Genomic DNA, 22,743 nt, shown 5'->3' with positions numbered 1-22,743 from the left:
CTGATGACTCGACTCACCACGTTTTCCTTGTTGCTCATCGGCAGTTCGGCAATGGCCGCCAGCGAGATGCCGGGCATGGATCACAGCCAGATGTCCGGCATGGATCACTCGGCCATGCAAAGCATGGACGACGGCATGATGCAGCCCGCCGCGCCGACCGAAAGCCGCACGCCGATCCCGCCCCTGACCGACGCCGACCGCGCCGCCGTGTTCACCAGCCCCGGCGGCCATAAGGTCCACGACAGCGCGATCAACAGCTACTTTCTTGCCGACAAACTCGAATGGCAGGACGCCGATGACGGCAGCGCGTTGGCCTGGGATCTGTCCGGCTGGATCGGTGGCGATATCGATCGTCTGTGGCTGCGCTCCGAAGGCGAACGCAGCAACGGCAAGACTGAAGACGCCGAGCTTCAGGCGCTTTGGGGCCATGCGATATCGCCCTGGTGGGACGTTGTCAGCGGCGTGCGCCAGGACTTCAAACCCGGCGCGCCGCAGACTTGGGCCGCGTTCGGTTTACAGGGCATGGCGCTGTACAACTTCGAAGCCGAGGCCACTGCGTTTATCGGTGAAGGCGGCCAGAGCGCGCTGCGGTTCGAGGGTGACTACGACATCCTGCTGACCAATCGCCTGATCCTGCAGCCCACCGCCGAAATTAACGTCTACGGCAAGAACGATGCGCAACGGGGCATCGGTTCCGGCCTTTCCAACACTGAGCTCGGCCTGCGCTTGCGTTATGAAATCCGCCGCGAATTTGCCCCCTACATCGGCGTAACGTGGAACCGTACTTACGGCAACACCGCCGATTACGCCCGCGAAGAAGGCGAGGGTCGCAGCGAAGCGCGCCTCGTGCTTGGCGTGCGGATGTGGTTCTGAATCCCATTAGAAAACAACCCAGAGGTCTTGCATGCGCACATTGAACATCACCCTTGCACTCGCCAGCGGCTTGCTCCTGAGCAGCCTCGCCCAGGCCCATCCGAAACTGCTCTCGTCGAGCCCGGCCGAAGGTGCCGACGGCGGCGCACCCGGCAAGATCGAACTGCACTTTTCCGAGAACCTGCTGACCCAGTTCTCCGGCGCCAAACTGGTGATGACCGAAATGCCCGGCATGGCCCATTCGCCGATGCCGATGAAAGCCAAGGTCAGTGCCGGCAGCGACCCGAAAAGCATGCTGATCACCCCGCTCGCGCCGCTGCCCGCCGGCACCTACCAAGTCCAATGGCGCGCGGTGTCTAGCGACACGCACCCGATCACCGGCAATGTCACGTTCAAAGTGAAGTGAGCGATGGCTGACCTGATCAACATCCTCCTGCGGTTTGCGTTGTATGTGGATTTGCTGCTGTTGTTCGGGCTGGCGTTGTTTGCGCTGTACAGCGCTGAGGCGTTGCTGCGCTTTCGGCCGATGTTGCGCGGGATGGCGTTGATCGGGGCGCTGTTGTCAGTCGCCGGATTGGTGTTGATGACCCGCGCCATGAGCGGCGAAACGACGTTCGCGGCGCTGTGGCCGCATCTGCAGATGATGCTGCTGGAAACCGACGTCGGGCTGGCGTGGGCGCTGCGGATGAGCGCGCTGATCGTGGTGTTGATCAGGCCCGGCGCAGGGCTTGCATCGATGGCCGGCGCCGTCGCCCTCGCCTCTCTCGCGTGGAGCGGGCATGGGGCGATGGACGAGGGAGTGCTGCGGTTCTGGCATTTTCTCAGCGACATTCTGCACCTGCTCGCGGCGGGCGCGTGGCTGGGTGCGATGTTGGCGCTGGTGTTGATGGCGCGGGGGCTTGTGGATGAGGCGCGCATTCGCCTGCTGGTGTTATCGGTCAAGCGCTTTGAGTGGGTCGGCGCGGTGATCGTGCTGACACTGTCGATTACCGGTGCAGTGAATTACCTGTTTATCGTCGGGCCGAGGTTTGACGACGTGTTGCTCGGCACTTACGGGATGCTGCTGGCGATCAAGGTTCTACTGTTTGCGGGGATGTTGGTGTTGGCGGCGTTGAACCGCTTTCACCTTGGCCCTTCGCTGCAACAATCGTTGCGCGATGGGCAGCATGCCGTCGCGGCCAATGCGCTCAGACGCAGCGTGGTGGTTGAACTGGCAATGGCCTTACTGATCGTTGCATTGGTGGCGTGGCTCGGCACGTTGAGTCCGGCCCCGGGATGACACCCGACAAAGCCTTTCACTACACTGGGCCACCGTCCTTCCCGGAAGCCCGATCACAATGACAACACTAAAAAGCACAATGATCCTCTGCGGCCTGCTGACCGTGGCCGCCAGCGCCCACGCCGAGTCAAGTGCTTCACACCTCGACAGCATCCAGCAACAAGGCCAGTTGCGCGTGTGCACCACCGGTGACTACAAGCCCTATACCTTCAAACGCCCGGACGGCGACTTCGAAGGCATCGACATCGCCATGGCCCGCTCGCTGGCCGACAGCCTCGGGGTCAAAGTCCAATGGGTGCAAACCACCTGGAAAACCCTGATGCCGGACATGCAGGCCGGCAAGTGCGACATCGGCATGGGCGGCATCTCGGTGACGCTGGAACGGCAGAAAAAAGCCTACTTCAGCAACACCCTCGACACCGACGGCAAAATCCCGCTGGTGCGCTGCGCCGATGTCAGCAAGTACCAGACGGTCGAACAGATCAACCAGCCCGATGTGCGCCTGGTCGAACCCGCCGGCGGCACCAACGAAGCCTTCGTCCACGCCTTCCTGCCCAAGGCGCAACTGGCCCTGCACGACAACGTGACGATCTTCCAGCAACTGCTCGACAACAAGGCCGACGTGATGATCACCGATGCCTCGGAAGCGCTGTATCAGCAGAAACTCAAACCAGGGTTGTGCGCGGTGAATCCGCATCAATACATGCAATACGGCGAGAAGGCGTACCTGCTGCCGCGCGATGACATCAGCTGGAAACTGTATGTCGATCAGTGGCTGCACCTGAGCAAGGTTACCGGCCAGTATCAGAAGGTCATTGGCGAGTGGCTGGCCGTGCCGCAGTAAAAAAACCTGAGGCTATTCTGTGGCGAGAGAACTTGCTCCCTCGCCACAAACTATTTGCCACTCAACACCCGCCGTATTTCAGTCGTCGTGCAACATCCCGGAGCTGTATTGGTTAAGACTGCTGCCAATACTGTTACCGCCAAACTTCAGGGTCGTCGCATTGTTGCGCCCCTGCGGCGACTGACAATCCGCCGAAAAACAACTGGTCGTGGTCAACCCGCCCGCCCCCGAACAAGCACTCAACGCCGATACAGCGGCAGCAATCAACAGCACTTTGACGACATCGACGCGCATGGCACGACTCCCCTGGGGATGAAAAAACGAGACAACACCGACTGATACCACCATCCTAGGCCCACGCCTCAAACGGCAACATGAAACTTTACAGATCGACAGCGCAGGTTCAGTTGCAAACCCTGCGAGACAAGGACCGCCGAATGCAATTCCTCCCCCTCACCGAAATCGCCCCTGCGATCCAGGCCCACGTCCGCACCCTGCGCAACCAACCGGACGTGCGCAAATTCATGTACACGTCGCATGAAATCAGCGAACACGAACATGCCAACTGGCTAGCGTCCTTGCACGGCAATCCACGGCAGCAAGTGTTTGTGGTGATCAAGGATGAGCAAGCGGTGGGCGTAGTTTCGTTGAATGCGATCAACGCTTTGCACAAGACCGCCGATTGGGCGTTTTATCTGGATGTCGGTTTGCAGGGGAAAGGCTTGGGCAGCGTGGTCGAGTTCTGGCTGCTCGATTACGCGTTTGATGTCGCGGGTCTGGAAAAGCTGAATTGCGAAGTGCTGGCGATGAACACCGCAGTGGTGAAGATGCATCAGAAGTTCGGGTTTGAGGTTGAAGGTGTGCGGCGGCAGAACGTGGTAAAGGACGGGGTGCGGGTCGATGTGGTGTTGTTGGGAATGACCAAAGCTGAATGGCTTGGCAAACGTCCGACGCTGGTCCCCGTGATCGAGCGGATCAGTGCGAGCTGAAAGTGTTCATCGCTCCAGCCACGCACTCGCAGGGATCTGCGCCAATGATTTGAAGGCAGGCCTGGCGAACCAGTACCCCTGCATCAGATAAATGCCGCAATCGGCGAGAAAATCTCGTTCCGCGGCATCTTCAATGCCCTCGGCGATCACCTCCACGCCCAACTCTCTACACATATTCACCACGTTACGCACGATGATCTGGCGCACTCGGTCACGGTGAATATCCCGGATCAGCGCCATATCCAGCTTGATCAAGTCCGGCTGAAAATCCGCCAACAAGTTAAGGCCGGAATGGCCGGCGCCAAAATCGTCGATCGCCGTCTTGAAACCAAACTCGCGATACTCACGCAATATGTTCATCAAATGCTTGTTGTTTTCAACGTGCTCGCTTTCCACCGCTTCGAAGATCAGCCGCTCCAACGGGAAGCCGTAAGTACGCGCCGCTTCCAGCGTGCTGCGAATGCACACTTCCGGCCGGTACACGGCATTCGGCAGAAAGTTGATCGACAGGTACTGGGCCATCCCTAACTCAGCCGCCGTGGAAATCGCCCGCACACGACACAGTTGATCGAATCGATAACGGTTGTGATCGTCCACCTGCTCCAGGACTGAAAAGGCGCCCTCACCATTCACCCCTCGAACCAAGGCTTCATGGGCAAACGTCGTTTGATCGCGCAGATCGACGATGGGCTGAAAGGCAAAAGCGAAATCCATATCCGGCACGCCTTTGTTTTTACAACCGTGGCACCCTGCGGAAGAGGTCGATGATGTTGGAAAGTCGGACATGAACCACTCTGATGACGGCGTGCAACCTTCCATGGTGATAAAAAACAGCTACTGGACTTAGTTATCTGCAAACAAGGCAATAACTGTAGCCCCGCGGCGCCGGAATAGTTGAAGGCGCCGCGTGCTCTAAGTGCAAATGCTCAAGTGCGGAAATGCGCGGTCATTCGCTGCAGATCCTGCCCAAGTGAAGCCAACTCAATCGTCGCTGCCGCACTCTCTTCGCTGGCGACAGCCGACTGGTCAGCCACATCACGCACACTGACGATGCTGCGATTGATTTCGTCGGCCACGGCACTTTGCTGCTCGGCGGCGGCCGAGATCTGCAGGCTCATCTCCTGGATCGTACCGATGGACTGGTTGATCTCGGTAATTGCCAAGTCGGCTTTCTGCGCCAACTCCACCGTATCGAGGGTGCGCTCGCGGCTGGAGGCCATCAACGTCGCGGCCGCTTGCGTGCCTTGTTGCAGGGTGACGATCAGCGCTTCGATTTCCTTGGTCGAATCCTGCGTGCGCTGCGCCAGCGAGCGCACTTCGTCTGCCACCACCGCAAAACCACGCCCCTGCTCACCCGCCCGCGCCGCTTCGATCGCGGCGTTCAACGCGAGCAGATTGGTCTGCTCGGCAACAGCTTTGATCACATCGATCACTTTGCCGATCTGCTCGCTGTCCTGAGTCAGCACGTTCATCGCACCGCCCAACTCTTCAATGGCCACCGCGAGCTCGCTGATCTGCACCGTCGCCTGCTTCACCACTGTACTGCCGTGGCGCGCCTGCTGATCGGCCAGGGTCGCGGCAGCGGAGGCATCGGTGGTGTTACGCGCCACTTCCTGCACCGTCGAAGCCATTTCGTGCATCGCCGTGGCGACTTGATCCACTTCACTTTTCTGCTGACGCACACCCGCGCTGGTCTGCTCGCTCATGGCCGAGAGCTTTTCCGCAGAGGTCGAAATATGCGTGACGCCATTGCCGATACCTTGCACCAGCGTGTTGAGGTTCTGCGCCATGTCCTGCATCGCATTTTGCAGATCGCCCAACTCATCCTTGCGCGCAGACTTGGCCTGTACCGTCAGGTCGCCTTTGGCAATACGTCGAGCCAGATCAACCGTCAGCGCCAGCGGCGCAGTGATCTGGCGCGAGATGACCACCGAGGCAAAAAGCCCAATCACCAGCGCCAACACGGTCAATACTGCCATCTGGATAAAGGCTGAGCGCTGATCTTCACGCGCCAGGCGCTGCTGGGTGTCCATCAGGCCAGTCATGATCTTGTCCATCGCCTTGCTTTCCTGGTCGACCTGCTCGCGCATGGTCTGCTTCTGCTCAAACAGCCCGGCCACTTCCACCAATACTTCGCGATAACGACGCATGCCGGCGTGCGCTTCCTCCAGTTGGCTCGACAGGGCCGTCGGCAGGCTGGTGCGCGCCTTGGTGATATCACCCAGGAAGGTATCAATGGTCTCCATCATCAGTTTTTTATTCACGTCGTTGGGCACCGCAATGTAACGACGTAACATCAGGCGAAACGTGGTCATGCCATTGCGCAAGTCGGCCACCGTGCGCAGCTCCCGCACGCGTTCGCCATCGGCAGACGCCAGCGCACTGGTCGTGGTGCCTTCAAGCATGCCGGCAAAGGTCTGCGCGTACTTGTCCGACAGCGCCGTCAGCGGTTTCAGGGCATCCGTGGTCGACTGATCGGCAGCGATCAGCCGCTTGACCTTCTGGTCGTAGGCAACAATCGTGGCTTGCAAAGCCTTCAGAGCTTGCTGGTTCTCAGCGCGGGTCAAGGTGTCCAGCGCCTTGCTCACCAGGCCCTGCAAGACATTCAACTGAGCGTTATAGGAATCGGCGAACGCTGCGTCAGCGGCGGCTTCGTACTGTTTCTCGGACAAACGCATATCTTGCGTCGCGTCATTCAGCGTGCCGATCAGACGCGTCGTACTCAAACGATCAACCAGCACGCCGTTGCTGTTATAGCCAATGAAGGCAACCGCCAAAACAGCCAGCAAAAGAATGCCAAAGCCAGCGCCCAGCTTGCGGGAAACTTTGATGTCACCCAGGAAATTCGATGCTACTGCCATATTCAGCCTCAAACGCCCAGACGCGAAACGCCGGGCACAAAAAAATAGATCTCCGGCAACCGCAGTCACCGTCCAGACATTCGGGGGTCGTCATCCAAGGCGTAATACGGGACGCTCCAGCTGTCCCTGAAATGCAAATGCCGATGCGGATCCTGGTGAAGCGTCGAAAACAACCCGACGCGAGCACCGGCAGACAAACCCGTCACGTCGCAAACAGAGCGTCTGCACGCCGGATTTATCGTTTCAGCAAAGGTGTCTGGGGGGATGCTATTAATTTTGCGAAAACTTGTACAACTTTATATTTTTGTATAATCGTTGAACTTTTCGAGCGGCGTGATGACGCATTGCCATCATGATTTTTGGCACATCGCTACTGACGTAAAACGGGGCTGAAAATGCGGATTCAGGCGCTGGCCCCTCTGCGGCGAGCAGTGGCTGCACGCCACAGAGGAGCGAGGGGGTTACGGCTTGATTTCGACCTTATCCAAAGCCTGATTCACCGCCAACTCCCCCAACATCACCACCTGAGCAATGCCCAGCGCAGTCTTGCGCTGCGAGGGTTCGAGCGTCGCGGCAAAGTTATTGAGCATTTCCGAGGCGGAACCCAGCGTTTCACTGGCATTGGCCAGCAGGGATTCCGAGTCGTACTTCGGGTTGGCAAAGTACATGCGTTCGGGTTCGTTGGCGCTGGCCATGATGTGGCTGGCGGGAAGGAGATAGTGATCGAGGGCGCGCTCGGCGGCTTCGTGGAGTTTTTTGGAGTTGGGGGATTCGTAGGGGGATGCGGGGTCGGTTTCTGGTGGATTCGGTGTTGGTTTGAACATGGTGTAACTCCTGACGGATGAACGAAAAGGAGCCATCACTCTCGCTACCAAACGAAGGGTGGAGGCCATACGCAGGTTGGTAGACCGGTCGTCAGGAACCCCGGCGCATCCGAAGACGCCCCGCGCATGACCACCATAAAACGAAGACGAAAAACGCCCTCGCAAGACAGTAGTCTTGTGCTTCTGACGGAGACGGGCTACCAAACCCGATCACTGGTTTTCAGTGACGTAGGGACGATAGAACCCGCGAGCTAGAGGCACAAGCCGGCGGATTCTGTCTTAGGTGTAGGGCGCGGCGCAAGATGTTGTAGGTGAGCGACTACAGCAATATGTCTAATCTAAACATGCGAGTTTTCTGTGTTTAAAACGTTTAATAAGCACAGTGATCGAACCAGAGCCTATCGCCATTTGCGAGGTGCTCTGTGCACTTTTTACAAGCGCTGTCCGTTGCTCCTATGATGGATTGGCACGTTTAATTCTACAGGCCTCTAAAGTCGCGGCCTCCAGCATCATCAAGAAACGCACGTACCATTTTCGTACCACCCCATTTCTTTTTCTCCCCCTGGCGGGACAAGCGACATTCCTCTCGCATCGTCGACACACGCGCCAGTCGCTCCAATCCCAAGCACTTCCTACAAGCGTTTCCGCACGAGCAAAACCACCTGCGCGAGAGTGTCCCTTTATCATCTGCGTGAGTGAGCCCAGCGGCCATCGGCTGCGCCGCCTTATAGGAGATGCCGTTTTTCGGGAAAGGCATCGGAAAAAGGTAATGTTGGTAAGCCGAACGGTCAATCTTGCTGAGAGCCTTGATTTTACTGGGCTGCAAAGGATCGGCATGAAGTAATTTTTGAGTAATGTTGAAGTAAGATAATTACCTTTTAAGGAAGTAATATTTGTTTCAGTGCATCCCTTATAAATCAACCACTTACAGCTACATTACCTTTTTCATTACTCAAAATTACTTTCCGAAGTAAGCCAGCAAAGCCAATGAATACGGGGCTTTTGCCGGTGTTCTGATATTTGAATTACCACATTACTTTTTTCCGGTGGCGTTCCTGAAAAACCCGCATCGAAAGGTTTCGTCTACCTGCCTCCCGCTCCGCCAGATCCGCCCTGTCAGCCCCCCCCCTTCGCAGGGATCCGCAGGCTTCTGGACCTTCGACGCCACTACTAAAGCGCGCGGCTGCGGGGGCGTTTGGCCAGTTGCAGAACTGCGGAAAAAAAGACCCATTTAGCCCGCAGGCGAGGTGGGGGGACGACGGCGCGCGCCAGATGCTACTCTCGGTCCCAACGCATCAGCGTGGCATCAGTAGGCTCAACGTGAACCTGCTTGCTGAAAAGATGGCGAAATTGGCTACTTGGGCTATAGCTGTATCAGGGGTTGAAAGGTACTTGCCGGAGGACGAGAGCGGCTATACGCTTCGCGTTCTTTTAAAGTAGGTTCAAGGGACTGTCAGCGAAACCGGCGAGCGCCCACAGCGGAAACCGCCCCGTATGACTGACGTCCAATGTATCCACATACCGAAAAACCGCATTGCGAGGGATTCGTATGAGCAAGAACCATAAGCACGCGAAGCTGTTTGACCGGATCAAGGCCTATTGCCGTTCATCGGAAAGCGAGATTAAAGAGATCGCGCCTTTTTATGTTACAAGCACTGGCGCGTTGTTTGCTGATGCGAACGAGCTTATTCATGCGCAGGTAGTACAGAAGCAGCTTACTGCTTTCGCTTCTCTGGATAGTGAAATTAAGAAAATTCGAAAAGAAGAGAAGTCGGAATCTTCTACATAGGCGCTTTTGTAGTTCCCTCAGGAAGAGCTTAAATGTTAAAAGCTGCTTTTGCACTTATCCCGCTTATGGCGGGATATGTTTTTATCAGCACCTGGCTCGCAACAAGGTATCTGATAAAACGTGAAGACTCACAAAAGCTCTATATCCGCGCAGCATTCTGGGGATTATGGCTATTTCTTTTAGCATTCGCATTGACCTTCCAGATCAAAGATTCGATCCTTGTAGGATTAGGTTTTTTTAGATCTCTAATGGAAATCGTTCCATTTGAAGCAAAAAATGAGAAAATTGATACCGCTTTTTGGATATTCGCTCTTACTATCACATTGCTCACAGGTACTTTTGGCGGTTACATCCTTAATTGGTGTTATGCGATAGCCACCCTAATACTCCGAACAATAGTCGGAAAAAAGCCTGCACTATCAGATATTTACAATTACGCCAGAAGAGAATCAATAAAAAAAGCAATTAACGTAATGAATGCAGACCTTGAGCTAATCCTATTAAGAGCTATGGAGGAAAACATGCCCGTATGCGTAACTCTTGGACATGGAAAAGTCTACGTCGGCTTTATCACCGGTTCAATTGATCCAGGCGACAAAAGAGACATGCTGCGTATACTACCGCTTGTGAGCGGCTATCGGAAAAGTGATGATTACAAAATAACCTTTACAACCTCCTATATATATTTATACGAACTTTGTATTGAAGGAAAAGAACTCGGCCATCTAGACCCAAGCAAATTTGAAATCGTATTTCCACACTGCGAAATCAAATCAGTGAATTTATTTGACATTAATGCTTATAACGCTTCTCAAGCGGATTCAACAGAATTCAAGAATCTTCCTTCTAAATAACCCCTGAACCTTTTAAAAGTGACCTGACTTATTGCAAGAAAATAAAATTTCTTGAATCATCCTCCGCCTACTTCATAGGTTTTGAAACACATCACCTCTTCTCCTAACCAGTCGTTCAACTGCATCATCCGCGTCTGAATCGGCTCCAGCTCATTAGCTGCATAAATCTGCGCCGCCTCCCGAATCGACCCAAACCCACCTGCGTTCTGCGGAACAATCCCCATCAACTGCGGCGGAATGCGCAGACTGGCCAACACGTCATCCCGCGTCTGATTCTTGATCGAGTTGAATTCATCTTTCGCCGCCACCTCGCTCACCGGAATCAGCTGAATCCCGTCCTTTTTGCCGGTCGGTGAGTAAACAAATAGATTCCGGAAATTCCCAGGCCCTTTCGACTCCTTCAGTGCCTTGCGCAACGCATCAATATCAGCCTCGGTCTGCGCCGCATCCGTCATGTACAAGATGAATCCGGCATGACTGCCATTCTCGTAATACTTACGCCGAAACAAAGTCGCCGACTCATTCAACAACGCCGACTGCAACGCACTGATCCACTCCGGCAACCCATAAATCTCCTGATGCATATCCGCCTCACGCAGGTGAAAAATACTGTCTGGCTCAAACGCATGTTCATCCTTCCACCCGCGCACCTGGTAGAACTGCCCATCCGGCCCTGCGCGCATGTACTTGGCCAACGGCGTTTCCAATTTGCGCACCCCGCCCAACCGCGAGCGGCGCCCCTCAAGGTAACCGTTGCCCAGGCACAAGAAGTCCAAAGCAAACTGCTCAAACGAAGCCCGCGACAACAGCGGATGCGGAATAAACGTCTTGCTCAACAGGTTGCGCTTAAACATCAAACCCGAATGCAAATGCACGCTCGCCCCTACCGACCGAGCCAGCCCATCTAGCGACAACGGCGGCTCATACCACCGCCCGTTGAACCAGCACTCCAGATAATCGAAAACCTCCCGACCACCCAGCACCGGCGTCGGCTCGCCGAAGGAAAACACCTGAGTCCCGGCGCCAGTGGCGGGCATGATCGCGGGCAACATCTCGTTGGCCATTTGTTCAGTCATCAGTAAATCTCCATACGCCCAGTGTTGGCAGTGGTCTGCCCCTCAAGCGGTTCGTGATGCAATGCGTGAAAGAGCGCCCAGGCCAGATCGGCGTGGCCGGTGTTGTCGTTGCGGCCGGCGGTGTAGGTGTACTGACGTCCGCCGGCGGTGACGGTTTTGCGGATAGCCATCAGCGACTGGGCCATGTCGGTCCAGCCGGCATCGAATTCGAGCCGGCCCTTGTGGATTACGTCGTAGGCCTTGAGTACCAGGCGGGTTTTGACTTCGGGCGAGTAGCTGAAGGTGGTCACCGCCGGGAAGAACTGGCGCACCAGCTGGGCCACGCCGCTGCCCAGACCGGTCACGTCGATCCCGATGTAGGTCACCCAGTAGCGATCGCAGACGCTCTTGATGAACGCGGCCTGCGCGGCGAAGTCCATGCCCCGGAATTGGTGGCGTTCGAGGATGCGAAACTTGCCACCCGGTACCAGGGGCAGCGCGACCACAACCATGCCGGAACAGTCGCCGGCGCCCTCGACGGCTTGCCCATCCTTCAACTGGACCAGGCCAACGAATCCGACGCCAATTTGATTAGCCGTGTCGACGAAGAGTTCGACGCGGTGGTCACCGTCAAAGCCGGCTGCCTGCTATGCCTGCCCGCCGGCGGCGGCAAGACCGCCAGTGGCGCCGAGCTGCCCCATATCACCCTTACCCGCGCCGACGGCGACCAGCACCGCTACCTGCAAGCTGACCGCGATAGCTACGACGGCGTGCGTGCCTACTTCTACGACGTGAACAGCGCCAAGAAACAGGAAGCCATTGCCGGCGGCGGTGAGAACCTAAAAGATCTGCGCCACACCTACAGCGACCGACAGTCTGCACTGCGCGCCGCGCGGGCCGAGTTCAACCGCCTACAACGTGGCAGCGCGACGCTCAGCTACACCCTGGCGATGGGCCGGCCGGATTTGATACCTGAGCTGACCTATACGCTGGAAGGTGTGAAGCCTGAGATCGACGAAATCATTTGGTACGGCGGGAATGTGCAGCACACGCTCAGCGCAGACAGCGGTTACACCGTTAGCCTTGAGCTGGAGAGCAAGTTGCCGGAGGACACCGTTGAGGATCTGGCGGAAGAGAATAAGGGGGACTTCACAGGGGTAATCGCGTACTACCGCGATAAGAAGACCGGAAAAGAGAAGACAGTCACCGCCGGTGATCAGACAAAGCCCAGACGATTGCGTTGGTTATATGCAAGTGCACGAACAGCAAAGCGTGCTTTAGACAGGGAATGGCTTAGAGCAAGTTCAAATATTTGACAAAACGAATATGGCCCAGATTGAGTCTGGGCCTTCGTGCCTAGCTCAACCGATGAGCCAGTTCCACAATTTTCTTATAGGATTGTAAAGCTGAAATATTTTCACGTGCAGAATAATACACGTCAGTTTTCCAGCCATCCATACGACTCCCCATCTCTCTTAACTTATGAGGATCAGCATTCAAAAGACTTAAATAAAATGAAACTAAATCTTCGACGTCCTGCATAGAAGTGGTAAATGAAAATGTAACTCCCGGCCTACTTTCATTATAAGCACTGAACACCTCAAAGCCTTTCTCCCTGTCAAAAAGCAACCCATACCCCTCATGCTTTGAGTTCTTATAAAACACAAGGAACGCGAGCCAGAAAAAATGAACTGCGCCATCAATCGAATCAGCCGCACTTTTAATCTGCTTTAAATAGTTAACCAGCTCACGCAACTCTACACCAAAGTAACGACACAGACCGACTACGACTATGGCATTCTCAGAAAAATCCTTTATATCTGAAACCACTGTATTTTTTTGAGGATGCTTAGGCTCCTTATCACCACGGAAAAAGCGGGCATCAAATTTTCCGCTAATATTTAGCCCCAATTTTATACTATCGATTACCGGAAGAGAATGATGCACCATCGAGAAAATATCCTGATTATCAAGGTTAAACTCGACATCAAAAAATCTATTTAAGTATCTTTCAGATGCAAAACCCTCGCCATAAACAGCTCGAATTGAGTGAGCTAATTGAGCCGAATCGGATGCAATAACAAAACGACAATCGTCCAACTCAAAAAAATGCTTGATACGCTCCAGCAACTCAATTGCGTATGTAGGGCGGCACCGATCCAGCTCATCTATAAATATAAATGCTGGCGCTTTCTTTCCTTGATTTAACGCAGCACTTGCAAGGCGTGACCTGACTTCCTTTTTAAACTCCTCTACATTACCCTTCGTCTCTGCCTGCTCTTCAATGAGCGCTTTAATAACATCATCGGCCGCATCACCCGCTCCTTCGCCGATCAGCTCATCAATTTCTACACCACTAAACTTCTTAACCAGCCCCTTCATAATCAATGGGCCAGCTTTTTTTATCAGCGCAGAACTTACGTTTATTATTCCCTTGCCAACCTTGGTTGACTCCAAAGCAAGAGGATCCATAACTTGTTGCTCAATACATGAGATAAGCGCAACTAATGGCTCTGTTGTATAATCAGAATCCCACGCATTGAAATTTACGCACACATGATCTTCAGAAAGAGCCTTCGACCAACGCTGTAAAAAAAACGACTTTCCTGACCCCCAAGGCGAATTAACATTCAATACTTTTACATGACTATTCGCCAACAAATAATTAGTCAAAAATTTTGCACTTGGCTGGCGATCCATAAGATCACCTTCCCAAAAATCAACAACTACTTTCTTACTCGCCACTATAATCCCTCAACTTTTACGAGTCGGTAGAATCGACAGAGGCCCCGGCAGTTTTCCCGGAGCCGCCTAAAAATATTGCCTTACTTCGATGACTGCACAAGCGCCTCCATGATCCTCAGCACGTCTTGACGCTGCTGATCATCCAACTTTGCCAGTAGCTGCAAAAAAAGCTTCTCCATAGGGGTAAGGTTTTCCATCGTACGTACTCCATTTCCTTGTGATGGGAGGGGTGCTATTCGCAGCACCTGAACCGCCCGGGAGTCACCCATTCTCAGCACGTTTTTCTGTGCCACCAGCCCCTCCAAATCATTTGGGTTCGGACTGAATGGGTGCCGCCTCCCAGGTGGCTACTCCCGTACCTCTGCACCACATTGGAAATGTAAACAGCCGTTGCTCAAGCCTTTACAGCGTCGGCGAACGCGATGGCAGCGTCATGTAGGCACCGTTCTCACCCCATCCCTGCAAATTTCCCTTTGCGTCGACCACGTAGTACTCGCCGAAGCTGTTCTCAGGCGCATCCAGACGCAGCCCCCCGTCAGGCAGTTTCTTCGCCTGATAGCTCTCTGTATTTTTTCCACCGTTAGGGAAAATTGAGTCGATTGCGTATTTGCCGTTTCGCTTGTAAAGCACCATGACATGGCCAAGCGCACCATCCCGTAGCCAACTGCCTACTTTGTCTGGGTAAGCCTTCAGGTCGAGAGTTTGAAGGCTTTGATATTCCTGGGCGCTTAGGCCGATAAGCGAGCTTTTGTAGTCAGGATCAAAACTGGCATTCGCCCAGTAGGCCTTGTCGTTCTGGCCTTCGACCCTGAAGCCGATGAATGTCGTCTTGGGTTTCGACTTTGTATCGGCGCGAACGGACTTGGCCACTTCAGCCAGTTCCGCGTCACTTACACGCTTGGGTAAAACGACTTCAACTTTACGAGGTCGTCCCTCTTGGAAATCGTCTTTAGTGATCGTGTAAGCCTTGGTCGCAGCACTCTGCGTTACCTTTTCAACAGGCTCGTCTTTGTTACCCCGAGAGCACATCGACACTGTCACAGCGATGATGATTACCAGAATGACAAACCCGCCGATCTTCTGGCCCAGGGTGACTCCTGGATCGGCAACGCCACAGCTGGGACACACCTTCGCTGAAACATCTACTTTGTGTTTACAAGACTTGCAGGGCTTCAAAGCCATTCGAACCGCTCCTTTCTATATCCATGAAAAAGCCGGCCATCGTGGCCGGCGTATTGCGCCTACTCACCTGCGCGGCCTGTTTCCGGGCGAAGGTCTGGCTCTCTTGGTAGACTTGCACTCCGTCACGCTTGATGCGGATCTGAGCGGTGTAGCTCACAGACCCATCCGCCAGTTTTCTTGCCCTGATAGCTGCCATATCGAAAGTGGTACGCGTCAGTTTTGAAGTGGTACATCGTACCACCGAGACCTGAAAAACGCCTGAAAACGCCCAAAAACACGCCGAAAACACGTTGAGTAAAATGGTACAGAATCAGAGCCTTAGCCCAGTAAAACCAATGCCTACGCTGTCTCGGCGGTTTAGTGTTGCCCCCATGATGGATTGGACCGACCGCCATTGCCGTTTCTTCCTACGCCTCCTATCGAAGAACGCCCTGCTCTACACCGAAATGGTCACCACCGGCGCTCTCCTCAACGGCGATCACGAGCGCTTCCTCCGTCACAACGAAGCCGAGCACCCTCTCGCGCTGCAGTTGGGCGGTAGCGTTCCGTTGGACTTGGCCGCCTGCGCCCGCATGGCCCAGGAGCACGGCTACGACGAGGTGAACCTCAACGTCGGCTGCCCAAGTGATCGTGTGCAGAACAACATGATCGGCGCGTGCCTGATGGGTCATCCGCAACTGGTGGCGGATTGTGTGAAGGCGATGCGTGATGCGGTGTCGATTCCGGTGACGGTGAAGCATCGCATCGGGATCAACGGTCGGGACAGTTACGCGGAGCTGTGTGATTTCGTCGGCACCGTCCGTGATGCCGGGTGCACCAGCTTCACCGTGCATGCGCGGATTGCGATTCTGGAGGGGTTGTCGCCGAAGGAGAATCGTGACATTCCGCCGTTGCGCTATGACGTGGCGGCGCAGCTGAAGGCGGATTTTCCGGCGTTGGAGATTGTGCTGAACGGTGGGATCAAGACGATGGAGGCCTGCCATGAGCATTTGCAGACCTTTGACGGTGTGATGTTGGGGCGTGAGGCTTATCACAATCCGTATTTGCTGGCGGAGGTGGATCAGCAGTTGTTTGGCAGTTCGGCGCCGGTGATCAGCCGGGCTGAGGCGTTAGCGCAATTGCGGCCTTATATTGCCGAGCATTTGTTGGCCGGTGGGGCGATGCATCACATCACGCGGCATGTGCTGGGCCTGGGCACGGGGTTCCCGGGGGCGCGGAAATTCCGTCAGTTGTTGTCGGTGGATATTCACAAGGCCAAGGATCCGCTGGCGTTGCTGGATCAGGCGGCTGAGTTGCTTGCAGGTCGTTGATTTGATGGTTTGAGTGCGCGGGCGACGAATGAGCGTTGCCCGCTGTTTTGTTGTACTGACAGGATGTCTTTTGTTTATGCCCGCGTTCAATTTCTCTGGTTTCCAGCGTTTCACCCTCCTCTCCTTGTTAAGTGTCACCTCGAACGTTTATGCGCACTGCGACGGTCTCTGCATCGGGAGCACCGATACACCGTGGGAGGCCACGCAATTGTCCGGCTTCACTCTGTTGTCTCTAGTCCTCGCGCCTTTTTCGGCTAGCCAGGAAACGACTGACAGTCACAAGCGTGTTTACTCTGCTGCAGAACAGGAAGACGCACGTCTGTACCTCGCCAGCGACGGCATGCTGCAGGCCGCGTATTTCACCTCGGCCTTGCAGCGTTTTCGCCAGGAGTCGTCGGATTCGACGTTAAACGATCTCGCCGTTGCGGCGTTGATCAGCGCTCAGTGATCAGGCGGCCGCTGCGGCGGTCCAGTTGACCCAGCCAAACAGCCACGTTGCCAGAATCAACAAACCAAACGCGATCCGGTACCAGGCGAACGCGGCGTAGCTGTGGTTGGCAATAAACTTGAGCAAGCCGCGTACGGCGATCATCGCGAAGATGAACGCGGTGACAAAGCCGAGGGCGAAGACTGGCAGGTCGTTGGGCTGGAACAGGTCGCGGTATTTGTAGCCGGAGTACACGGCGGCGCCGACCATGGTCGGCATGGCGAGGAAGAACGAGAACTCGGTGGCGGCTTTGCGCGACAAGCCGAAGAGCAGACCGCCGATGATGGTCGAGCCGGAGCGTGAGGTGCCGGGAATCATCGCCAGGCATTGTACGAAACCGACTTTCAGTGCGTGAGACCAGCGCATGTCGTCGACGTGTTCGACGCTGATCACATGGCTGCGCTGCTCGGCCCACAACATGATGATGCCGCCAACGACCAGTGCCACGGCGACGGTGATCGGGTTGAACAGGTATTCGTGGATTGCATCGGCGAATAACACGCCCAAGACCACGGCGGGTAGAAAGGCAATCAGCAAGTTGAGGGTGAAGCGTTGGGCATTACGTTGGGTGGGCAGGCCTTTGACGATTTCGAAGATCTTGGGTCGGAACTCCCAGACAACGGCAAGAATGGCCCCCAGTTGAATAATGATGTTGAACGCCATGGCGCGTTCGCCGCCGAACTCCAGCAAGTCAGCAACGATGATCTGGTGGCCTGTACTCGAGATCGGCAGGAACTCGGTCAGGCCTTCTACGGCACCTAATATCAACACCTGGAAAAGGGTCCAGAAATCCATTAATCCTCCGTCGGCGCGCTCTTGGCGAGCGACCGGTTTTATAACACTCAGGGGTTGAGTATCTGAAGTTACACAATTGAAGATCAAAAGATCGTTCGATCGCGGCCCGAACCTCGGCAGCGCCTACGCCAACGCATTTCAAAGGTAGGAGCGGCCGAAGATTCGGGCCGCGATCGGATGATCTTTGCGTTGGCAGAATATGACTTATCAAAAGACACACTCAAGCCATGTTAGTAATCGTCGGCCGACGAACTAATCGAAGAATATTTAGGCGTTTAGTGCAAAAAAATTTGCTCTGCCGATAAATTGTGATCAGAATCACATTATTCAGGGATGGCCATACAGTGGCCAAAGGACACAAACTACGCTATCGCAATCACCTCAAAATAGTGGCACCATTGCATATCGCCACCATCTAAGCACTAGTTCACCATCCCGAGAAAATCAACTAAAAGCTTGAAAAGCTTAATTATTGTTAGAAAACTCGGGAGCCACGTCTAAAAATCGCGTGAATGTTACCAATTGTCAGTCACAGATGAGAACCGGTGCTTTAACATCCCGATGTCAGCACCTAATTCGAGTCAATGCATGATGCTCTCAGGGAACTTGGCGACTAGTAGTCCGCGCCCGACAAACGACGAACCCGGTGTTCTCACTCTGGGTCGAACCCGTGGCGTGGCTGAACATTTTAAAGCACTGGTCGCCCGGCACGTGCGCCCTGATATGGCTCTGGATGCCAACGCCTACACTAGTTCATATAAGCAGTATGAACATCTCGGTTCCTATCGTGCCATCTTCCTTGTTATCGACAGCCCACAGGCGCTGGAAGACAATCTTGCGCTGGTGGAAAACCTGCGTAGCGATAACTTGAAACCGATCATTTGCGCGGTCATTACCGGGCGCGGCGCTTTCAACAAGATCAAGTATTATCTGGCTGGCGCGGACTTTTGTATCAAGCTCAATACCCTTTCCGATGATAGCGCCGAGCTGCTTGGCGAGTTCTTCAACAGTGAAGAATGGCAACGCGATATTGACCTGACGCTTGACCCGACACGTATCTGCCTGTTGGGCACCAGCAAGAAACTCGACATCTCGTTTGCCGAGATGAAGATCCTGGAAGCCTTTGCGCAAACCAGTAATCACATTCTGAGCCATGATGAAATCGCCAATATCATGGGCCTCAACAGCAATTTCTACGACCCTCGCGCACTGGAGAAATCCATAAGCCGCTTGCGTGGAAAAATCAAGGACATGTATGGTACAAACGCGATTCAGAGCATCCGCGGCTACGGCTATCGCCTGACGCGGGGTCTGATATCGACTGCCTGAGTCTCGGGCAGTCAATCTCTTTTGCATACGTACGAAGGATCGTCTAATGCAACCATATAGCTCCAGTTCTGCTTTACGCCCATTAAATAACAAGCACTTGAATGAGCGCGTCAACACGTCCCATAACAATAAAACTCCATAACATAGCAGCAGATCGAGTGGAATTTATCGAGGGCCATTATTGGGCCCAGACCCTGCCTTTCGATTACTTCCGAGGAAGTCATTGCTCGCCTGCCGATTTATCTTTTAGCCAATTTTGGTGTGTATTTAGGAGAGAGACATGGAAACTAGTACAACCCTCCCAAGGAAATATTTTGTTGTCGTGACTCACAGTACAACGTCGCAGCGCGAACTGGAGAGCATCTTGTCCAGTGAGCGTTTCAACTCGTTCGGCACGTCTCAGGCACAAATGTTTGTTGAAGGTGTTGCTTCGCCCTCTTCCGCCCCAATGGTGATGGAGTTCACATATCCAAGCATCAGTCGTAAAAACGTCGCTCGCAGTATCGAGCATGATACCCAGCGCATATTAGCCACGCTTGAATCGGAATGGCTGGCCGCACAAGCGGCGAATCCTTTTCACAGTGCTACGGTCATAAACGCTGAAAGCGGCAACATGCCACCGGCTTCCGAAGGCGCCACGCCTTGCAACGAAACCTGGCAACTCGACAATGATCAGGGTGCATTGATCAAAGAAGGCGTCGAGATCAGCCTGACCGGGCTGGAAACAGCATTGGTCAGGAAAATGCTCAACCATGAAGAGCGTGTGGTCAGCCGTGAAGAACTGATCCTCAGCATCGGTCGAGAGCCGGAGCAATACCGCGGCCTGGAAATGTGCCTGAGTCGTTTGCAAGACAAGTTCAAAAGTGCCAGTAACGGCGAACGATTGTTTCGTGCCGTACGAAATCGCGGTTATTGCCTGATCCAGGAAATCGTCGCGTAAACGCTACTGACCGCCGCGATCAACACCAACAGAAAACAGTGCGACAACAAAAACAACAAGAGCACTCTGTTTGGTTACACCTCCCCTGGTTAATTTCGACATTCCCTGCCGCCACCCCTCAAACAGTAACAAATACAACATCATTTATTCACCCCCTGCTCTGCGACCTTTTCTAACACCCCTCTATTTAATTATTAAAAAGTTGGCACTATGCCATCTTGTTAGAACTCGTCAGACACCATTCCCGGCAATAACTTAGTCTATTGACTGACGACAGTTCGGCATATCGACGTTGTTACCTCAGGACACTCGCTAAAACAAAAACAATAAGTCTGCATAACAACTCGGTTTTCAACTGTTGAAACCTGAATGGACGTCTTTTGGGGATATCGTATGGATCTTTCTCTTAGTATCAATCGAAGCACGGGCCTCAAGGGACTGACCTTTTGGGGCCAATGGGCGCTGGCACAAGGCTTTGTCGTGACGCTGCTGTTCATCCTCGCGGAACAGCACACCGGGACGGTCGCGTTCTACTACCGAATGTGCGCCACCCTGGCGGTACTGGCGTCGGTGCCGGCTTACACGTTCAGCGGTGTTTATCGCAAACGCGATAACTACCTGAGCGGGTTGGGACGGCTGTTCATGGGGTGGTCGATGACCATGGCAGCGTTGGCGTGTATCGCGTTTGTCTGCCAGGCCGATGAGCTGTTTTCACGGCAGGTGATTCTGAGCTGGGCGGTGTACGGTTTCCTCGGTCAGGCGTTGCTGTATGCGCCATTGCATGCGTTTTCGAAGTTCTATCAGCGCACCCGCAAGAGCGAGCACAAAACCCTGATCGTCGGTACCGGCGAGCTGGCGCTGGGGCTGGCGAAGAAACTCAGCCAACTGGAAAACCTGCCATTGGTTGGCCTGGTCAGCAACGGCGACGTGCCTGCGCTGGATGCCGATGCACCGCGCGTCGTCGGTGCCCAGGAGGAGTTGCTGGAGCTGATCGAAGCCCATGACATCCGCCGTTTGTACATCACCCTGCCGCTGTGCGAGGCCGCGAAAATCGAAGCGATGTATGTCGATTTGCTGGGGGCCAACGTCGATGTGGTCTGGGTGCCGGACTTGAACAGTCTGACCCTGCTCAATCACTCGGTGAAAGTCGTGGACGGTCTGCCGGCGATCTACCTGAACGAAAGCCCGCTGACCAGTCGCCCGACCGCTGCGTTGAGCAAAAGCCTGGTGGAAAAAGCCGTGGCCTTGCTGGCGATCATCGCGCTGAGCCCGATCCTGCTGATCATTGCTCTGGCGGTGAAGATCAACTCGCCCGGCCCGGTGTTTTTCAAACAGGATCGCCATGGCTGGAATGGCAAGGTGATCAAGGTCTGGAAATTCCGCTCGATGCGTGTCCACGATGACCGTGACGTGAAGCAGGCCAGCCGTAACGACTCGCGTATTACCGCGGTCGGGCGCTTTATCCGCCGCACGTCGCTGGATGAATTGCCGCAACTGTTCAACGTGTTGCAGGGACATATGGCCCTGGTTGGTCCGCGTCCGCATGCGGTTGCGCACAACCACTTCTACTCGGGGAAAATCCTTGCCTACATGGCGCGTCACCGGATTAAACCGGGGATCACCGGGCTGGCGCAGATCAGCGGTTGCCGCGGTGAAACGGACACCCTCGACAAGATGCAGAAGCGCGTGGAAATTGACCTGCAGTACATCAATAGCTGGTCGTTGTGGCTGGACCTGAAGATCCTGGTGAAGACACCGTTTACGTTGTTGTCGAAGGATATTTACTGAGATTGGGTGCGACGCACTGCAAGGGGACGAAAGTCCCCTTTTTTTGTGCCTGGGATTTGGCGCGCGAGAGTAATTGGGCGTGGATGCAAAAACCTGTGGGAGCTGGCTTGCCAGCGATGGCGGTGGGTCAGGCAACATCAATGTTGCAAGTGCCGGCCTCATCGCTGGCAAGCCAGCTCCCACAGGGGATTTGTGCTTGGCTCAGGCCTTACAGCTAGACAAATAACCTGGGGAAGCTGTGCTTGTCTCAGGCCTTATGGCTAGACACATAACTGTGGGAGCTGGCTTGCCAGCGATAGCGGTGGGTCAGGCAACATCCATGTTGCAAGTGCCGGCCTCATCGCTGGCAAGCCAGCTCCCACAGGGGATTTGTGCTTGGCTCAGGCCTTACAGCTAGACAAATAACCTGGGGAAGCTGTGCTTGTCTCAGGCCTTATGGCTAGACACATAACTGTGGGAGCTGGCTTGCCAGCGATGGCGGTGGGTCAGGCGACATCAATGTTGTAAGTGCCGGCCTCATCGCTGGCAAGCCAGCTCCCACAGGGGATTTGTGCTTGGCTCAGGCCTTACAGCTAGACAAATAACCTGGGGAAGCTGTGCTTGGCTCAGGCCTTATGGCTAGACACATAACCTGTGGGAGCTGTGCTTGGCTCAGGCCTTATGGCTAGACACATAACTGTGGGAGCTGTGCTTGGCTCAGGCCTTATGGCTAGACACATAACTGTGGGAGCTGTGCTTGGCTCAGGCCTTATGGCTAGACACATAACTGTGGGAGCTGTGCTTGGCTCAGGCCTTATGG

20 protein-coding genes and 4 pseudogenes are annotated in these 22,743 nt (G+C 54.6%); 13 read left to right on the top strand and 11 right to left on the bottom strand.

Features of this window, described 5'->3' with window-relative positions; genetic code table 11:
- The first annotated feature begins 3 nt into the window (after window positions 1-3).
- The 4 genes from PseuLF5_RS17025 to PseuLF5_RS17010 are packed head-to-tail and all read left to right on the top strand — an operon-like array spanning window position 4 to window position 2,996.
- Entirely contained in the window at window positions 4-873 is an 870-nt protein-coding gene (locus tag PseuLF5_RS17025; protein ID WP_340134098.1) for a copper resistance protein B, read from the top strand.
- Window positions 874-904: 31 nt separating this feature from the next.
- Window positions 905-1,279, top strand: a complete 375-nt coding sequence (gene copC, locus PseuLF5_RS17020; protein ID WP_123462142.1) for a copper homeostasis periplasmic binding protein CopC — start codon at window positions 905-907, stop codon at window positions 1,277-1,279.
- A gap of 3 nt (window positions 1,280-1,282) precedes the next feature.
- On the top strand, window positions 1,283-2,152 hold the full coding sequence (gene copD, locus PseuLF5_RS17015) for a copper homeostasis membrane protein CopD (protein ID WP_340134097.1): 870 nt from the start codon (window positions 1,283-1,285) through the stop codon (window positions 2,150-2,152).
- A 58-nt stretch (window positions 2,153-2,210) separates the two neighbouring features.
- Complete coding sequence (locus PseuLF5_RS17010; RefSeq protein ID WP_123462137.1) at window positions 2,211-2,996, top strand: transporter substrate-binding domain-containing protein; 786 nt, start codon at window positions 2,211-2,213, stop codon at window positions 2,994-2,996.
- A gap of 78 nt (window positions 2,997-3,074) precedes the next feature.
- On the opposite strand, the gene PseuLF5_RS17005 is transcribed toward PseuLF5_RS17010, so the two are convergent.
- Window positions 3,075-3,290 (bottom strand): hypothetical protein, encoded by a 216-nt coding sequence (locus PseuLF5_RS17005; RefSeq protein WP_123462135.1) that lies wholly within the window; start codon window positions 3,288-3,290, stop codon window positions 3,075-3,077.
- Between the two features lie 143 nt (window positions 3,291-3,433).
- Here PseuLF5_RS17005 and pseH point away from each other — a divergent pair, with 143 nt between their 5' ends.
- Window positions 3,434-3,985: a UDP-4-amino-4,6-dideoxy-N-acetyl-beta-L-altrosamine N-acetyltransferase gene (pseH, locus tag PseuLF5_RS17000; RefSeq protein WP_123462133.1), complete on the top strand. Its 552-nt coding sequence runs from the start codon at window positions 3,434-3,436 to the stop codon at window positions 3,983-3,985.
- 6 nt (window positions 3,986-3,991) lie between these two features.
- Here the strand turns inward: pseH and rimA are convergent, their stop codons facing one another.
- The 4 genes and pseudogenes from rimA to PseuLF5_RS16985 form a co-directional block, all read right to left on the bottom strand.
- Window positions 3,992-4,771, bottom strand: coding sequence for a S6 modification regulatory phosphodiesterase RimA (rimA, locus tag PseuLF5_RS16995; RefSeq protein ID WP_340134095.1), 780 nt, complete (start codon window positions 4,769-4,771; stop codon window positions 3,992-3,994).
- Between the two features lie 140 nt (window positions 4,772-4,911).
- Complete coding sequence (locus PseuLF5_RS28205; protein ID WP_371921331.1) at window positions 4,912-5,691, bottom strand: methyl-accepting chemotaxis protein; 780 nt, start codon at window positions 5,689-5,691, stop codon at window positions 4,912-4,914.
- 78 nt (window positions 5,692-5,769) lie between these two features.
- Window positions 5,770-6,846, bottom strand: a pseudogene (locus PseuLF5_RS28200) (methyl-accepting chemotaxis protein); the annotation flags it as partial.
- Between the two features lie 461 nt (window positions 6,847-7,307).
- Complete coding sequence (locus PseuLF5_RS16985) at window positions 7,308-7,670, bottom strand: DUF6124 family protein (protein WP_340134093.1); 363 nt, start codon at window positions 7,668-7,670, stop codon at window positions 7,308-7,310.
- A gap of 1,549 nt (window positions 7,671-9,219) precedes the next feature.
- Between PseuLF5_RS16985 and PseuLF5_RS16980 the strand changes: the two genes are divergently transcribed.
- Both PseuLF5_RS16980 and PseuLF5_RS16975 read left to right on the top strand, forming a co-directional pair.
- Complete coding sequence (locus PseuLF5_RS16980) at window positions 9,220-9,459, top strand: hypothetical protein (RefSeq protein ID WP_340134092.1); 240 nt, start codon at window positions 9,220-9,222, stop codon at window positions 9,457-9,459.
- Window positions 9,460-9,491: 32 nt separating this feature from the next.
- Window positions 9,492-10,313 carry a hypothetical protein gene (locus PseuLF5_RS16975; RefSeq protein ID WP_340134090.1) on the top strand — a complete coding sequence of 274 codons (822 nt, stop codon included), beginning with the start codon at window positions 9,492-9,494 and terminating at the stop codon, window positions 10,311-10,313.
- 56 nt (window positions 10,314-10,369) lie between these two features.
- Here the strand turns inward: PseuLF5_RS16975 and PseuLF5_RS16970 are convergent, their stop codons facing one another.
- Together PseuLF5_RS16970 and PseuLF5_RS16965 are read right to left on the bottom strand one after the other, a co-directional pair.
- Window positions 10,370-11,377: a phage portal protein gene (locus PseuLF5_RS16970; protein WP_340134211.1), complete on the bottom strand. Its 1,008-nt coding sequence runs from the start codon at window positions 11,375-11,377 to the stop codon at window positions 10,370-10,372.
- 11 nt (window positions 11,378-11,388) lie between these two features.
- Window positions 11,389-11,895: pseudogene (locus tag PseuLF5_RS16965) on the bottom strand (phage terminase large subunit family protein); the annotation flags it as partial.
- Between PseuLF5_RS16965 and PseuLF5_RS16960 the strand changes: the two are divergent.
- Window positions 11,887-12,684 (top strand): annotated as a pseudogene (locus tag PseuLF5_RS16960) (phage late control D family protein); the annotation flags it as partial. The pseudogenes PseuLF5_RS16965 and PseuLF5_RS16960 overlap by 9 nt on opposite strands.
- A gap of 40 nt (window positions 12,685-12,724) precedes the next feature.
- Here the strand turns inward: PseuLF5_RS16960 and PseuLF5_RS16955 are convergent.
- The 3 genes and pseudogenes from PseuLF5_RS16955 to PseuLF5_RS16945 all read right to left on the bottom strand — a co-directional run.
- Complete coding sequence (locus tag PseuLF5_RS16955; RefSeq protein ID WP_340134088.1) at window positions 12,725-14,113, bottom strand: KAP family P-loop NTPase fold protein; 1,389 nt, start codon at window positions 14,111-14,113, stop codon at window positions 12,725-12,727.
- Between the two features lie 402 nt (window positions 14,114-14,515).
- On the bottom strand, window positions 14,516-15,295 hold the full coding sequence (locus PseuLF5_RS16950; RefSeq protein ID WP_340134086.1) for a zinc ribbon domain-containing protein: 780 nt from the start codon (window positions 15,293-15,295) through the stop codon (window positions 14,516-14,518).
- A 55-nt stretch (window positions 15,296-15,350) separates the two neighbouring features.
- Window positions 15,351-15,491: pseudogene (locus tag PseuLF5_RS16945) on the bottom strand (site-specific integrase); the annotation flags it as partial.
- A gap of 139 nt (window positions 15,492-15,630) precedes the next feature.
- Between PseuLF5_RS16945 and dusA the strand changes: the two are divergent.
- Both dusA and PseuLF5_RS16935 read left to right on the top strand, forming a co-directional pair.
- Window positions 15,631-16,605 (top strand): tRNA dihydrouridine(20/20a) synthase DusA, encoded by a 975-nt coding sequence (gene dusA / locus PseuLF5_RS16940; RefSeq protein WP_340134084.1) that lies wholly within the window; start codon window positions 15,631-15,633, stop codon window positions 16,603-16,605.
- A gap of 76 nt (window positions 16,606-16,681) precedes the next feature.
- Window positions 16,682-17,053: a DUF2388 domain-containing protein gene (locus PseuLF5_RS16935; RefSeq protein ID WP_186748762.1), complete on the top strand. Its 372-nt coding sequence runs from the start codon at window positions 16,682-16,684 to the stop codon at window positions 17,051-17,053.
- Here PseuLF5_RS16935 and PseuLF5_RS16930 read toward each other — a convergent pair whose 3' ends face one another.
- On the bottom strand, window positions 17,054-17,887 hold the full coding sequence (locus tag PseuLF5_RS16930; RefSeq protein WP_110720582.1) for an undecaprenyl-diphosphate phosphatase: 834 nt from the start codon (window positions 17,885-17,887) through the stop codon (window positions 17,054-17,056).
- 588 nt (window positions 17,888-18,475) lie between these two features.
- Here PseuLF5_RS16930 and PseuLF5_RS16925 point away from each other — a divergent pair.
- The 3 genes from PseuLF5_RS16925 (at window position 18,476) to PseuLF5_RS16915 (ending at window position 21,944) form a co-directional block, all read left to right on the top strand.
- The gene (locus tag PseuLF5_RS16925) at window positions 18,476-19,216 is read left to right on the top strand and encodes a winged helix-turn-helix domain-containing protein (protein WP_128613962.1); all 741 of its coding nucleotides are present in this window, start codon (window positions 18,476-18,478) and stop codon (window positions 19,214-19,216) included.
- A 280-nt stretch (window positions 19,217-19,496) separates the two neighbouring features.
- Entirely contained in the window at window positions 19,497-20,156 is a 660-nt protein-coding gene (locus PseuLF5_RS16920) for a winged helix-turn-helix domain-containing protein (RefSeq protein WP_123462013.1), read from the top strand.
- A 393-nt stretch (window positions 20,157-20,549) separates the two neighbouring features.
- The gene (locus PseuLF5_RS16915; RefSeq protein WP_123462011.1) at window positions 20,550-21,944 is read left to right on the top strand and encodes an undecaprenyl-phosphate glucose phosphotransferase; all 1,395 of its coding nucleotides are present in this window, start codon (window positions 20,550-20,552) and stop codon (window positions 21,942-21,944) included.
- The last annotated feature ends 799 nt before the right edge of the window (window positions 21,945-22,743 follow it).

The organism is Pseudomonas sp. LF-5, assembly GCF_037626295.1.
GTDB lineage: Bacteria > Pseudomonadota > Gammaproteobacteria > Pseudomonadales > Pseudomonadaceae > Aquipseudomonas > Aquipseudomonas monsensis.
This window is presented reverse-complemented; position numbering and strand designations above follow the sequence as displayed.

Bases quoted from the DNA above. Each gene is read 5' to 3' on its own strand.
- PseuLF5_RS17025 (WP_340134098.1), top strand. From the start codon at position 4: ATGACTCGACTCACCACGTTTTCCTTGTTGCTCATCGGCAGTTCGGCA.
- copC (WP_123462142.1), top strand. From the start codon at position 905: ATGCGCACATTGAACATCACCCTTGCACTCGCCAGCGGCTTGCTCCTG.
- copD (WP_340134097.1), top strand. From the start codon at position 1,283: ATGGCTGACCTGATCAACATCCTCCTGCGGTTTGCGTTGTATGTGGAT.
- PseuLF5_RS17010 (WP_123462137.1), top strand. From the start codon at position 2,211: ATGACAACACTAAAAAGCACAATGATCCTCTGCGGCCTGCTGACCGTG.
- PseuLF5_RS17005 (WP_123462135.1), bottom strand. From the start codon at position 3,290: ATGCGCGTCGATGTCGTCAAAGTGCTGTTGATTGCTGCCGCTGTATCG.
- pseH (WP_123462133.1), top strand. From the start codon at position 3,434: ATGCAATTCCTCCCCCTCACCGAAATCGCCCCTGCGATCCAGGCCCAC.
- rimA (WP_340134095.1), bottom strand. From the start codon at position 4,771: ATGTCCGACTTTCCAACATCATCGACCTCTTCCGCAGGGTGCCACGGT.
- PseuLF5_RS28205 (WP_371921331.1), bottom strand. From the start codon at position 5,691: ATGAGCGAGCAGACCAGCGCGGGTGTGCGTCAGCAGAAAAGTGAAGTG.
- PseuLF5_RS16985 (WP_340134093.1), bottom strand. From the start codon at position 7,670: ATGTTCAAACCAACACCGAATCCACCAGAAACCGACCCCGCATCCCCC.
- PseuLF5_RS16980 (WP_340134092.1), top strand. From the start codon at position 9,220: ATGAGCAAGAACCATAAGCACGCGAAGCTGTTTGACCGGATCAAGGCC.
- PseuLF5_RS16975 (WP_340134090.1), top strand. From the start codon at position 9,492: ATGTTAAAAGCTGCTTTTGCACTTATCCCGCTTATGGCGGGATATGTT.
- PseuLF5_RS16970 (WP_340134211.1), bottom strand. From the start codon at position 11,377: ATGGCCAACGAGATGTTGCCCGCGATCATGCCCGCCACTGGCGCCGGG.
- PseuLF5_RS16950 (WP_340134086.1), bottom strand. From the start codon at position 15,295: ATGGCTTTGAAGCCCTGCAAGTCTTGTAAACACAAAGTAGATGTTTCA.
- dusA (WP_340134084.1), top strand. From the start codon at position 15,631: ATGCCTACGCTGTCTCGGCGGTTTAGTGTTGCCCCCATGATGGATTGG.
- PseuLF5_RS16935 (WP_186748762.1), top strand. From the start codon at position 16,682: ATGCCCGCGTTCAATTTCTCTGGTTTCCAGCGTTTCACCCTCCTCTCC.
- PseuLF5_RS16930 (WP_110720582.1), bottom strand. From the start codon at position 17,887: ATGGATTTCTGGACCCTTTTCCAGGTGTTGATATTAGGTGCCGTAGAA.
- PseuLF5_RS16925 (WP_128613962.1), top strand. From the start codon at position 18,476: ATGATGCTCTCAGGGAACTTGGCGACTAGTAGTCCGCGCCCGACAAAC.
- PseuLF5_RS16920 (WP_123462013.1), top strand. From the start codon at position 19,497: ATGGAAACTAGTACAACCCTCCCAAGGAAATATTTTGTTGTCGTGACT.
- PseuLF5_RS16915 (WP_123462011.1), top strand. From the start codon at position 20,550: ATGGATCTTTCTCTTAGTATCAATCGAAGCACGGGCCTCAAGGGACTG.